Annotated in this window: 11 protein-coding genes; 7 read left to right on the top strand and 4 right to left on the bottom strand. The window is 72.7% G+C overall.

All coding sequences use genetic code 11. The features are described 5' to 3' along the window. Nucleotides 1-128: 128 nt before the first annotated feature. On the top strand, nt 129-1142 hold the full coding sequence (locus ABCR83_RS24775; protein WP_462697382.1) for a hypothetical protein: 1014 nt from the start codon (nt 129-131) through the stop codon (nt 1140-1142). Nucleotides 1143-1279: 137 nt separating this feature from the next. Further along, nucleotides 1280-1723, top strand: coding sequence for a large conductance mechanosensitive channel protein MscL (locus ABCR83_RS24770; protein WP_462697381.1), 444 nt, complete (start codon nt 1280-1282; stop codon nt 1721-1723). On the opposite strand, the gene ABCR83_RS24765 is transcribed toward ABCR83_RS24770, so the two are convergent. Beyond that, the gene (locus ABCR83_RS24765; RefSeq protein ID WP_462697400.1) at nt 1707-3149 is read right to left on the bottom strand and encodes an MFS transporter; all 1443 of its coding nucleotides are present in this window, start codon (nt 3147-3149) and stop codon (nt 1707-1709) included. The genes ABCR83_RS24770 and ABCR83_RS24765 overlap by 17 nt on opposite strands. Before the next feature lie 490 nt (nt 3150-3639). Here ABCR83_RS24765 and ABCR83_RS24760 point away from each other — a divergent pair, with 490 nt between their 5' ends. Beyond that, on the top strand, nt 3640-5766 hold the full coding sequence (locus ABCR83_RS24760; RefSeq protein WP_462697380.1) for a SpoIIE family protein phosphatase: 2127 nt from the start codon (nt 3640-3642) through the stop codon (nt 5764-5766). Between the two features lie 45 nt (nt 5767-5811). On the opposite strand, the gene ABCR83_RS24755 is transcribed toward ABCR83_RS24760, so the two are convergent. From ABCR83_RS24755 to ABCR83_RS24745, 3 genes are all read right to left on the bottom strand, one after another. Further along, a complete protein-coding gene (locus ABCR83_RS24755; RefSeq protein WP_462697399.1) occupies nt 5812-7545 on the bottom strand; it encodes a M4 family metallopeptidase in 1734 nt (577 codons plus the stop codon). 358 nt (nt 7546-7903) lie between these two features. Next, nucleotides 7904-8326 carry a gamma-glutamylcyclotransferase family protein gene (locus tag ABCR83_RS24750; protein WP_462697379.1) on the bottom strand — a complete coding sequence of 141 codons (423 nt, stop codon included), beginning with the start codon at nt 8324-8326 and terminating at the stop codon, nt 7904-7906. A 71-nt stretch (nt 8327-8397) separates the two neighbouring features. Next, on the bottom strand, nt 8398-9630 hold the full coding sequence (locus tag ABCR83_RS24745) for a streptophobe family protein (RefSeq protein WP_462697378.1): 1233 nt from the start codon (nt 9628-9630) through the stop codon (nt 8398-8400). A gap of 170 nt (nt 9631-9800) precedes the next feature. On the opposite strand from ABCR83_RS24745, the gene ABCR83_RS24740 reads away from it, so the two are divergent. From ABCR83_RS24740 to pqqC, 4 genes are all read left to right on the top strand, one after another. Then, a complete protein-coding gene (locus ABCR83_RS24740; RefSeq protein ID WP_462697377.1) occupies nt 9801-10553 on the top strand; it encodes a DUF998 domain-containing protein in 753 nt (250 codons plus the stop codon). After that, nucleotides 10554-11519, top strand: coding sequence for a hypothetical protein (locus tag ABCR83_RS24735; RefSeq protein WP_462697376.1), 966 nt, complete (start codon nt 10554-10556; stop codon nt 11517-11519). A gap of 189 nt (nt 11520-11708) precedes the next feature. Next, complete coding sequence (gene pqqA / locus ABCR83_RS24730; protein WP_462697375.1) at nt 11709-11888, top strand: pyrroloquinoline quinone precursor peptide PqqA; 180 nt, start codon at nt 11709-11711, stop codon at nt 11886-11888. Between the two features lie 28 nt (nt 11889-11916). Next, on the top strand, nt 11917-12630 hold the full coding sequence (pqqC, locus tag ABCR83_RS24725) for a pyrroloquinoline-quinone synthase PqqC (protein ID WP_462697374.1): 714 nt from the start codon (nt 11917-11919) through the stop codon (nt 12628-12630). The last annotated feature ends 2 nt before the right edge of the window (nt 12631-12632 follow it).

Below are 12632 nucleotides of genomic sequence, written 5' to 3'. Positions count from 1 at the left end.
GAACCATGAGCTGAGGAACCGCCTCTCAGAGGCCGAAACGTACACGATGCGAACACAACCCGAATGCGGGGCAGTTGATGACAGGAAGAGTCACACAGCGGCGATCGCCACACGCACGGAAGGCCGCCGTGAGGGCCGCGGTGGCGCTGACGGCCGGACTGCTGCTCGCGGGCACGGCATGGCCGGCCCAGGCCGCGCCCGCCACCGGTGCCGGCCCGGCGAAGCCGGGCTGTGGCGCCCTGAAGGGCCCGGCTGCGCCGATGGCGAACCGGGCGGCCGAGCCGGTGTCCGCCGCCCCCGTCGGGGCCGCCGGCCAGAAGGTCGCCTTCAAGGCACCCGCCCAGCTGCCCATCGGGCTCTGGTCACCCGCCGGCGTCACCCTGCGCACCCCCGTTTCCCAGGGCACCGTCCGACTCGACGTCAGCAGCCGGGGCTTCAGCACCGACTCGGTGACGATCCAGCGCTATGTGCCCCAGAGCCACCGCTGGATCGACCTCAACACAAGCCCGGGCAACACCAGGTGGCCGCACCACGGGGTCTTCACCTTCCCGCTCACCGCGACGGCGAGCCCCGCCCGGCCGCACACCGTGGCCCTGCGCCTCCAGGACCTCGACCGCCCCGGCAGGCTCACCGTCACCGCGTCCGTCAAGGACGGCCATGGCCACACCTACCGTGACCGGCCCCACACCGCGACCGCCACCCGGCCCGAGGCCACGGTCAGCGGCTGGCGGTCCGGCACCGCACTGGTGCGCGGCGGCCCGGCCCATGCCTTCACGCTCACCGTGAAGAACACCACCAACCGGCCCTACCCGGCGCTGGGCGCGGCCTACTTCGCCTATGGCGAGGGCAAGCAGCACACCCTGACGCCCAAGGACCTGGTCCTGCAGCAGTACCGGCCCGGCCGGGGCTGGACGACCGTCCCGCTGATCGCCGGCGGCTGTGACCCGGGCATGGGCGCCATGCTGCGTCCCACCGCCAAGCCCCCACTGGCCCCCGGCGCCACCGCCGTCTTCCGGCTGCGGCTGTCGGTCGCGGGGACCGCTCCCCGTGATGTGACCCATGCGGAGAGCGGGTTGTCGGTGGTCAATGACGACCAGTCCTTCTTCTCCCGGCAGCTGCCCTTCGCGATTCGCGGAAAGTAGTCGGCCGCCAACGGCACCCGGCGTCGGAGCCGCCCGGAATTTCCGGGCGGCTCCGACGTTTTCCGGGACATTTTCGGGGACGGGAAAGGTAGCGTGCTGCGCGACCCATTCGAAATACCCGGACGTCAGGAACAGCCATGCTCAAGGGATTCAAGAACTTCCTCATGCGCGGCGATCTCATCACCGTCGCCGTGGGCCTGATCATCGCGCTGGCCTTCAGCACTCTCATCAAGGCGTTCACGGATTTCGTGATCAACCCCATCATTGCCCGTGCCCAGGGCGGCCGTTCACTGGGGCTGGGCTGGCAGCTCGGCCGGGCGGGCAACAAGGCCACCTATCTCGACATCGGTTCCTTCATTTCAGCAGCCATTTACTTCCTCATCTTCATGGCCGTCGTCTACTTCCTGGTCATCGTGCCCTACAAGCACGTCCAGGCGCGGCGGGGCATGGTCGTCTTCGACGACCCCGGCCCGCTCAAGACCTGCCCGGCATGCCTGTCCGAGGACCTCCCGGCCGCCGCCCTCAGATGCCGGCACTGCTGCGCCGAGCAGCCACGGCCGGACGTCACCTCGCACTCCTAGTCCCGCGGCCTGCGCCGGCACCGCGCCCCGGCAGAGCCGTCTGCAGCGCCGCGGCCCGTAGCGCCGTGCCCCGGGCCCAGGCGCCGGTGACCAGGGCGCCGAGCAGGAGCACGGCCGCACCGCACCCGGCGATGATCCACCAGGCGGGCCTGGCCGCGGCCGCGAAAGCGGCCGGGCCGGGGTGCGCCGGGTCGGGCAGCCCCGCCGCCAGGACCGCGCCGGTCACCGCGACCCCCAGCGAGACACCCACCCGGCAGCTCGCCGTGGTGATCGCCGACGCCACCCCGGCCCGGGCCCGCGGCATCCCCGAGACCGCGAGGCCGGTGGCGGGCACGTCGGCCAGGCCGATCCCGGCGCCGAAGCACACATACCCCAGCACCGGCAGGGCGCCACGGCACTCCGTACCGCACAGCGCGAACACCAGCCCGCCCGCGGTCAGTGCCGCCCCCGCGAGCAGCAGCGGCGTCCGGGGCCCCCGGCGGCTGACCAGCCACCCCGAGAGCGGCGCGCAGATCACGGTCATCACCGGCATCGGCAGCACCCGGAGCCCGGCGGCCAGCGGGGAGAACCCGCGGGCGTTCTGCAGGTCGAGCGTGCTCAGGAAGAGGAAGCCGCCCAGCGTCGCGAAGGCGCACAGGGAGATGGCCACCGAACCGCTGAACGGGGCGCTGCGGAAGAACCGCAGATCGATCAGCGGTTCCGCGAGGCGGCGCTCGTACCCCAGCAGCCCGGCGAGCGCGGCCAGCGCAACCGTGCCGCAGACGAGCACCGGCGCAGTGAACAGGCCCCGGTGCGGGGCATCGGTGATCGCAAAGGTGAGGGGCCCCAGCAGGGCGACGACCAGCAGCTGGCCGATCACATCGAACCGGCGGGACACCTCGGCGCGTGACTCGGGGACATACCGGGCGGCGAGCGCCAGCGCGGCCAGCCCCACCGGCAGGTTGATCCAGAAGACGGAGCGCCAGCCCGCGCCGGACACCAGCGCGCCGCCGAGCAGCGGCCCCGCCGCCATTCCCATGGCGAACGCGCTGGTCCACACGCCGATCGCATGAGCCCGTCGCAGCTCATCGGGGACGGCATGGGTGATGATCGACAGGCAGACCGGGCCGAGGATCGCGCCGCCCAAGGCCTGGACCGCCCGGCAGGCGACCAGCTGGCCCACCGTGGACGCCAGACCGCACAGCACCGAACCCGCCGTGAACACCAGAAACCCGGCCAGGAAGACACGCCGCCGCCCGATCCGGTCGGCCGTGGCACCGGCCAGCACCATCAGCGATGCCACCAGCAGGTTGTAGGCGTCGATGGTCCACTGCAGCCCGGAAACGGAGGCGTGCAGCTCCCGCTGGATGGCGGGCAGGGCGACATTGAGGGCGGTGGAGTCGAGGCCCACCATGAAGACCGCCAGGCAGCAGATCGCCAGGACCATCCGGGGCGGCGAGGTTCCCCTGTCGGACACGGACCGTCACCCCGGGAGCGGACGCTCGGGCGGCGGAGCCGGCACCGGACGGGCCAACGGCCCACCGGGAACGCGGAGATGAGAGATGAAGCGCACCTCGATGCGTCCTGAACCGGTCACCCTGGTCCGGCCGGGATTGGCACAGGAACGGAAAGTCCCGGCAGCCGCGGGGCGGTCGGCGGAATCAGCGGAATCAGCGGAAGAACTCATGTCTCCTCCGGGAGAGTTGGCAAAGTCCGGCGAGAAATCCGCAATGCGGAATGCACATCAAGGCTAGAAAGCAAGCCCGCGCCGCCGTATCCGGTAATTGGTGGGCCCGCCAGGGGACATGGCCTCCACCGATCGGCGGAAAGACCGATATCCAAAGCGGACGCTTAATCGCCGAGGTGGGCGGGAACAATCAAAGAAGCCCGAATTGTGTGGGCGGGGGGAGCCGCCTGAGCCACGCACGGAGAACGGGATGGATCCCAAGAACCCCATGGAAACCAATGCCGCCCCGGCCGCTCCGGGCGCCCGGAGCCAGATGTCGGTGCTCAGGGACTGGGCATTCGCCCAGTTCCCGATCGCGATCGCGGTCTACGACCAGGACAACCGGCTGGTGCGGGCCAATGACGAGATGCTCCGCATCACCGGCTTCATCGAGGACGAGATACGGGGGCGGCGCTTCTCCGACTTCCAGCTCGGCTCGCCGTTCGATGAATTCACCAGGCTGATGGACCAGGTCAAGAGGACCGGTGAGCCCATACGCGTCGACAACAGCATCGTGGTGCCCGGCGACGGCCGGGAGCGCGTCTGGGCCAGCTTCTTCACCCCGCTGAAGGACGACTCCGGCCGGGCCCAGGGCGTGTCCATCGCCGCCCTGGACGTCACGGAGGAATACCGGGCCCAGCAGCGGCTGGCCCTGGTGAACGACGTGGGCGCCCGCATCGGCACCACCCTGGATGTGAACCGCACCGCCGCCGAGCTGACGGAGGCGACCGTCGGCCGGTTCGCCGACTTCGCCTGCGTCGACCTGCTGGAGACCGCGCTCCAGGGCGAACCCCCGCAGCCGGGGGCGACCGGCGCCGCGGTCACGCTGCGCCGCGCCGCGCAGCTGTCCGTGACCGGCGATGGCTCCGAGACGGCCATCAGCCCCGGGGACACCCACTTCTACCCGCCGCTCTCACCACCCGCCCGGGCCCTCACCGCCGACGAGGCGGCCCTGTACCGGACCGGCGATCCGGACGTACTCCAGTGGGCGGCCAGCACCCCGGCACTGCCCCCGAGCGTCCGCGACCATGGCGTCCACTCCGTGATCGTCGTACCGCTGAACGCCCGCGACACCCCCATCGGCCTGGTGCTCTTCGTACGCCATGGGACGACCGAGTCCTTTGACGACCATGACCTGCTGCTCGCCGAGGAGATCGCCGCCCGGGCGGCGATCTGCATCGACAACGCCCGCCGCTATGCCCGCGAGCGCAAGGTCGCCCTCACCCTCCAGCGCAGCCTGCTGCCCGGCCGGCTGCCGCACCAGGCCGCGGTGGAGGTCACCACCCGCTATCTGCCCGCCAGTTCACAGGCGGGCGTGGGAGGTGACTGGTACGACGTCATCCCGCTGTCCGGCGCCCGGGTGGCGCTGGTCGTCGGCGATGTCGTCGGCCACGGTCTCCAGGCGTCCGCCACCATGGGCAGGCTGCGCGCGGCCGTCCGTACGCTCGCCGACATCGACCTGCCCCCGGACGAGCTCCTCACCCACCTCGACGACCTCGTCATCCAGCTCACCCAGGACCGGGCCGCGGAGGCGGGGGACGACCCGGCGGGGGCGCGCGAGATGGGCGCGTCCTGCCTGTACGCGGTCTATGACCCGGTGTCCCGGCGCTGTGTGCTGGCCCGGGCCGGCCATCCGGCCCCGGTGCTGGTGACCTCCGATGGCACGGCAGCCTTCCTGGAGCTGCCCAGCGGGCCGCCGCTGGGCCTGGGCGGACTCCCCTTCGAATCCTATGAACTGGAGCTTCCCGAGGGCAGCCTGCTCGCCCTCTACACCGACGGCCTGGTCGAGGGGCACGGCCAGGACATCAACGAGGGACTGGAAAAGCTCCGGGAGTGCCTGGCCCGGCCCGCCGACTCGCTGGACCAGACCTGTGACGATGTGCTGGGGACGCTGCTGCACGGGCGGCCCGCCGACGACATCGCGCTGCTGCTGGCCCGCACCCGTGCCCTGCACCCGTGGCAGGTCGCCAGCTGGGAGCTGTCGGACGACCCGGCCACCGTGGCCGACGCCCGCAGGGGAGTGGTGGGGCGGCTGGAGGACTGGGGTCTGGAGGAGCTGTCCTTCACCACCGAGCTGGTGGTCAGCGAGCTCGTCACCAATGCGATCCGGCACGCCGAACCGCCCATCCGGCTGCGGCTGATCCGGGACAGCTCGCTGATCTGCGAGGTGTCGGACGGGAGCAGCACCTCCCCGCGCATGCGCCGGGCCCGCGCCTTTGACGAGGGCGGGCGGGGTCTGCTGCTGGTGGCCCAGCTCAGCAGGCGGTGGGGCACCCGGTTCACGGCCGACGGCGGCAAGACCATCTGGGCGGAGCAGCCGCTCACCCCGGCGGACTGAGGCGCCGGGCGGGCCCCGGGGATCCGGCCCGCCCGGCGGTCGTCATCAGTGCTTCGCCGACGGGGCGTTGTCCGCGGTCACATTGACCGCCGCCCAGGCCTTGTCGACCGTCTGGTACTCGGTGCCGTCCGCGCCGTAGATGTCCGCGGCGGCCTGCAGGGTGGCCGAACGGGCGTCGTGGAAGTCGGTGGTAGAGACCATGTAGCGGGTGAGCGCCCGGTAGAAGATCTGCTCCGCCTTGTCCCGGCCGATGCCGGTCACCGCCGAGCCGTCATGGGTCGGGGAGTCATAGGAGAAGCTCCCGATCGTCTTCTTGCCGCTGCCCTCGGCCAGCAGGTAGAAGGCGTGCGAGGAGACCCCGGAGCCCGCGTGCACCTCACGGTCGTAGGAGCCGGAGTCCCAGTAGTCGACGGTGCCCTCGAGCTTGTCCTGCGAGGGCTGGTCCAGGCGGCGCAGGAAGCCCTGGTCCAGGCCGAGCTTCTCACCGATCAGATAGTTCGGCGGATTGCCGGGGTTGTTGGCCCTGAACTCGACCGCGGTGCCGAAGATGTCCTCGAACGACTCATTGAGCGAGCCTGCCTCGCCGAACTGGTTCTGCTGGGAATCCACTCTGGTCGGCTGGAAGTTGGCGGTCGCCTCGACCACGCCGTGGGTCAGCTCATGGCCGGTGACGTCCAGTGCCACCAGCGGCTGCTTGAACGTTTCCCCGTCACCGTCGCCGTACAGCATGCAGGAGCAGTCGGGGGACCAGAACGCATTGCCCACCTTTGCGCCGAAGTGCACCATGGCATGCGGGCCGGCCCCGTCGTTCCTGATGCCGTTCCGGCCGAAGGTGCTCTTGTAGTAGTCGAAGGTGCTGGTGACGCCGAACTGCGCGTCCACCGCCGCGCTGCTCGGGTCGTCGGAAGTGCCGTTGCCCCAGCGGTTGGTGCTGTTGGTGAAGGCCTTTCCGGCGTCGAAGGTGCCGAGTTCCTGCCCGCCCGCGTTCCTGGTCTCCGCCTGTCCGCGGCTCGGGTCCTTGAGGGTGAAGGAGTTCTGCGCGGTCTGGGTGGTGGTGAGCGGGACGCTGCCGTCGAAGATCGCGGCGCCGGTTCCGGCGGCTTGGGCCGGGAAGCCGCCGGCGGTCCTGGCGCCGGCCTTCCCGGGGGTCCTCGCCGCGCCGAGCCGCGGGGCGGCCGTCCGTCCCTGCTCGCGCAGCGTGGCCTTGAGCCTGGGGGAGATGAACGCGTCGTTGAGCGGGGTGCTGCCCAGGACCTTGCCCGAGGTGGCGTCCACGGTCACGGTGCGGATGGCGCCCTTCTCGGCCGCATGGCCGCCCAGCACGGTCACCCGGTAGGCCAGGACGGCCTTGCCGCCCGTGGCGTCCACCACCAGCCGGGCCGCACCGGCGGTGCCGGCGGCCGACTGGGCGGCCTTGGCAGCGGCCTGACCCTTCGTCAGCTCGGGGGTGACCGAGGGGACGGACACCTGATGGTGTATCGCCCTGGTCGCACCCAGGTACTGCTGCTTGGCGCCGAGATGGACGACCAGGTCGCCGCCGATGACCGGCACGCCCCGGTACGCCCGCTCGAAGCGGACATGGCGCTTGCCCTCGGGATCGATGAGCGCGTCCTTGACGATCAGGGTCTCCTGCTTGCCGACGCCGGTGTCCTTGGCGTGGCCGGCGGCGGCGGAGCGGGCCGCCTTCACCACGTCCGCGCCCGCGGCCCGGGAGGCCGTGGCGGAGACGGCGGCTTCGCTCACCGGCCGGGACGGGGCCGCCGTGGCCACCGTGGCCATGGTCGCCGCCGCTGCCACCGCGACGGCGACAGCCAGTATTCGTCCGGGAGTTGCGAAGGATGTGGGGGATGTACGCACAGTTCGACGCCCTTGGTCGCAGGGGCGGTGCTGTCACTGGTGCACCGCGGGACCCCGTGGTCCCGCGCAGACTGTGCCTGGATTGGCATGTGCATGAAAAGACTGTTAACAAGGAGTTAACCGTGATTGAGCAACTCGTGACCTTGGCCCAACACAAGGTGAACCGGGTGCGACACCCTGTCCACTTGGCGATCAGGGCGGAGCGAGCCGCGGGCGGGTTGCCGGAGTCCGGGGATTGCTCACCAGGTGAGACGGGGCGTCACCCGGTGCGTGGACGCCGTCACTTGTGCGGCCAGTCGCCGCCCGGAACCGGTGTGCCCACGGCCCGCAGCCGCGCGGACAGCCGGCCCCCGGCGAGGTACACCCAGGCGCGTGCCGTACCGCCGCCGTCCAGCGACACGCCGCGCTCGACCCGCTCGTAGAGATCGCCGGATCCGCCGGGAGCGCAGCCCTCCAGGGTGTCCAGGGCGTCGAGGACGGTGTCGTAGTCCGCCGGGCCGAGGGTGATCAGCTCGCCGCGGATCTCGCCGTCCGGCGTGGCCACGGCATAGGGGTGGCCGGGCCCCTCGTAGAGCATCGCGCCCCGCAGCCGGGCGGGTTGTTCGGCCGCCGTCAGGCCGCGCAGGAACCCGTCGTAATTGCGCTGCCCGGGACGCAGCGTGCCGTACACGAAAACGGGCAACTGCCCGGGGTCCGTGGGCATCTCGGCTCCCATCCATCGCCGGGCAGTGAGTCGGCAGCAACCCTAAGCGCCGAACGCACCAGCGAGGAAGGTCAGTTCGCTCCGGTGCGGCCCCGCCGCAGGGCCCGGGCGAGCAGCCCGCCCAGCACGCCGGCGGCCAGTCCCCACAGCACGCCGAGCCCCGTCAGGGGCAGCATTCGCGCGCGCAGCCAGACCTCGCCGCCGAAGGAGCCCAGTTCACCGATCCCGATCAGTGACAGGCCGTAGCGGGCCGAGACCTGGGTGAGCCGGCCGATCACGAACAGGGCGACCGCCAGGGTCACCGCGAGCCGGACGGCCTGCTGCCAGAGCCGGGTGCGGGCGGGGGAGCGTACGGCCGTCAGCCACCCGGCGGCCAGCAGCGCGAGCGCCGCGAGGAGCGCCAACACCCAGGCCCGGCCGTCCTGTTCGCCGAGCGAGGACAGATCCACGGTGGCGGCCCGGCCGCCGTGCCCCCGCAGCACCGCCGCCGGTGCCTCGGGCATCGGCAGCCCGATGCCCTGCGGCACCTGCCCCTGCCAGGAGCCGCCGAGCCCGACACCGAAGGCGAGCCAGGCGAGATTGGGCGTGCCGAGCAGCAGCACCGCGAGCGTCTCCGCCGGATGGCCGTGCCGGAAGATGCCGACCACACCCACCACCAGGCCCACCGCCACATAGCCCAGCAGCACCGTCACCAGCGCGAGGACGGCGGGCCGGGCCGCGTCCCGCAGCCGTCCCAGCCGCCCGGACAGCGGTGTCCGGCGGGACGCCGGCACGACCACGGCCAGCAGCACCAGCAGCCACAGCAGGCCAAAGCCGAGCGTGGGGGCCACGGCCGCCCGGAAGCCGATGGTGGGCGTCGCGCCCAACGCCGCACCGATGTCGTTGAGCACCGACGTGCCCAGGCTGATCCGGAAGCTGTGCCGGGCCGCCAGGGCGGTCGACCACAGCGCCGGCAGCCACAGCACGGCCGTCCGGGCGGCCCGGCCGAGCAGCTCCGGCCCGCTCCGTGCCGCCCGCCGCAGGAACAGCACGGCGATCACCGACGCCCCGGTGAGAGTCACCGACAGCGGCACCACGGTCAGGCCGGCACCCGTACGGCCGAGGAAGCCCGCACCACCCGTCAGCTCCACCGATCCGCCGACCGCGGCGACCACGGTGGCCGCCACCACGGCCGGGAACGCCCCGGAGGGCAGCTCGTCGGCGCCCGCCGCCCAGAGGCCGAGCGCGGCGACCACGAGCATGGCGGCCACCGCGGCGACCACGGTGGCCAGAGCGTCCCCCCAGGACCTGAGCGACTGACCCACGCGGTCAACCTAAGCCCCTGCACGCCGTGCCACCCGTCCGTGAGGTCGCTCGGAGGACACCCTCCCGCTTGCGGGCCGCAGGGGGTTGAGACACACAATGAGCGCAGATGAGATGAAAAGTGATTAATGCCTGCAAAGGTGCAGGAAGCCGCGAGCCAAGGAGGAGGGCCGTGCCGTCCGAACCGTCCTCCGCCTTCCGGCAGGCCGTCGTCGCCCCGGGCCTGCCACGCGGCGCGCCCCCGCCCGCCGGTGCCCGTGACCACCGGCGGGCGGAGTGCGCGGCCCGCCCGCCGAGGACACGACGGCTCTGGGCGCCGCTGCTGCTGACCACGGCGGCGGTGATCTACAACGACTGGGTGCTGGAGTTCCTGCTGCCCACCGGACTCGACCCCAGACACTCCTACGTCAGCGAGCTCTACGCCGCCGACCAGCGCTTCCGCATCCCGTTCGGCGTCATCGAGCTCATCGCCGCCGCCCTGGTGACGGCGGGCGCCTGGCTGGCCCGGTCCCGCCCGGCCGGCCGTTGGGCCACGGCCGGATGCTGGTGCCTGGCCGCCTTCGGCATCGCCTCCGCCGCCGACGCCATCGTGCCGATGCGCTGCGCCCCCTCGGTGGAACCCGGTTGCGAGGCGGTCAACCCCTGGCACACGGCGACCAGCGCACTGGTCCATGCCGCGCTGTTCAGCACCATGGCCCTGTTCACCGTCGCCGCCCGGGCCGGCCGGCCGCGCTGGCCGCTGATCCGCCGCTGGACCCCCTGGCTGCCGGCCGGCGCCCTGGTGACCGCGGTGGCCACGGTCGGGCCGCTGTTCGGCCACCCCGGCTGGCACGGGATTCCACAGCGAGCGCATCTGCTGCTCGTGGGAGTGTGGTTCGTCCTGCTCGCCGCGGCGGTGCGCACGGACGCCGGAGACCGGAGATAGATGGGTGACGCCGGGGGAGCCGGACGCCGGGCCATCCTGTGCGGCGCGGCGGGCATCGTCCTGAGTACGGCCGGATGCGCGCACACCGGGTCACCCGGCGCTCCCGGCACGGCGGCCACCTCCTCCGGCGGCCTGCCCGCCACCCCGGCCTGGCGGCCCGACCCGGCCGACCTCGACCCCGAGGTGAAGCTGCGCGCCGTCCGGCTCGTCCAGGCCCTCGGCGGCTGGCCGCCCGGCGGCGGGGGAGCGGCACCGGCCCGCGACCGGGTGGCCGCGCTCGGCCTGCCCGCCTCCCTCGCCGGACAGGCCGGAGCGCTGCGGCCCGCCGCGGACCAGGCCGCGCTCGAGGTGATCTGCGCCCAGTACGGTGGCCTGCTGGCCGACTCCGCCAGCGTCCTCGTCGTCTGCCGGCAGTGGACGCACACCCCGGGCGGGCCCGTCCACGCGGGCGGTACGACCGTGGACGTACGCCTGTCCCGGGCCCGGCCCCGCTGGACGGTGACCGCGCTGCGCCCGGGCAGCCCGGGGCCTGCGGCCCGGCCGCCCTCCGCGGCGGCCCGCGCGGTGCTCGCCGACCCGCGGATCCGGCTGCCGCCCGCCGCCGAGGCCGATGTCCGCGGCGGCGCCGTGCATCCCAGCGCCCTGCGGGCGCTGCTCCGGCTGGCGGGCGGCTACCGCATGGACATCAGCGTGGTGCGGTCGGGGCACCCGCTCCAGGTGTTCGGCACCCGCAGGCCCAGCGACCATCCGTTCGGCCGGGCCTTCGACGTCTGGCGGATCAACGACCGTGCGGTGGTGGACCGGACGACGCCCCGCGACCTCGTCGAGGCCTTTATGCGCGATGCCGCGGCCGCCGGGTCCTACAACGTGGGAGGCCCGGTGCGACCGGCCGGCGGGGCCACCGCCAACCAGTTCTTCTCCGACGACACCCATCACGACCATGTGCACGTCGGCTTCGCGGAATGACACCCCGGGGTCGGCACGACTCGAGCACCACCCGCACCGGGTGGACGATCCCTTCGCGGCGGCGTTGACGACGACCCGGCCACGTCACCCGATCCAGTGATTGTCGCTCCGCGCCCACTGACCGACCCTGGAACCCAGGCAGAGCGCCCCCGCCAAACCGGTCGGCGCCCATGCAGAGGAGGGGAACCCATGACGAACCCACCGCTGGTGGCCTCAGCGCCCCCGGCAGCCGAGCCGTCCACGCCGCCCCACGCCCGTGAACTCCCCGCCGGGGAGCGGCCCGGCCCGAGGCGCTCCGCCTGGCTCGCCCCCGCCTTCACCGCCGTCGAGCTCGCCGCCGAGGTCACCGCCTACTCCGGACAGTGGTAGCCACGGCGGCACCGGGCGGGGGCACCCCATGACCGAGCAGGCGACGGACGGGCAGGCGACGGCCGACACCGAGGGCTTCACCGCCGCGCTGCACGCGCACGCCGAGCGGTACTGGCACCGGCACCCCGTCCACCTCCGGCTGCACCGCGGCGAACTCAGCCACGCGGAGCTGCGGCAGTGGATCGCCAACCGGTGGTACTACCAGAAGTGCCTCCCGCAGAAGGACGCCGCCATCGTCGCCAACTGCCCCGTGGCGGAGGTCCGTCGCCGCTGGACCCGCCGGATCACCTACCAGGACGGCACCGCCGACGGCCGCGGCGGCCACGCCCAGTGGCTCGCCCTCGCCGAAGCCGCCGGCCTCACCCGCACCGAAGTCCTCGACGAACGCCATGTGCTGCCCGCCGTCCGGTTCGCCACCGACGCCTATGTGAACTTCGCCCGCACCCGGCCGTGGACCGAAGCCGTCGCCGCCTCGCTCACCGAGCTGTTCTCACCCGGCCTGATGCGCGAGCGCCTCACCGCCCTGCGCACCCACTACCCATGGATCGCCCCCACCGGCCACGGCTACTTCACCGACCGCCCCGACGCGGCCGCCGCCGACGCGGAGCACGCCCTCCACCTGGTCACCACCTACTGCACCACGCCACCACAGCGCACCGCGGCACTCGATGCCCTGGCGTTCAAGTGCGATGTGCTCTGGAGCATGCTCGACGCCCTCGAGCACGCGGCCCGGGCGGAGTGACC

Source organism: Streptomyces xingningensis (genome assembly GCF_054957865.1).
Note: the sequence above shows the minus strand (reverse complement) of the source record. Positions and strands in the feature narration are given on the sequence as shown.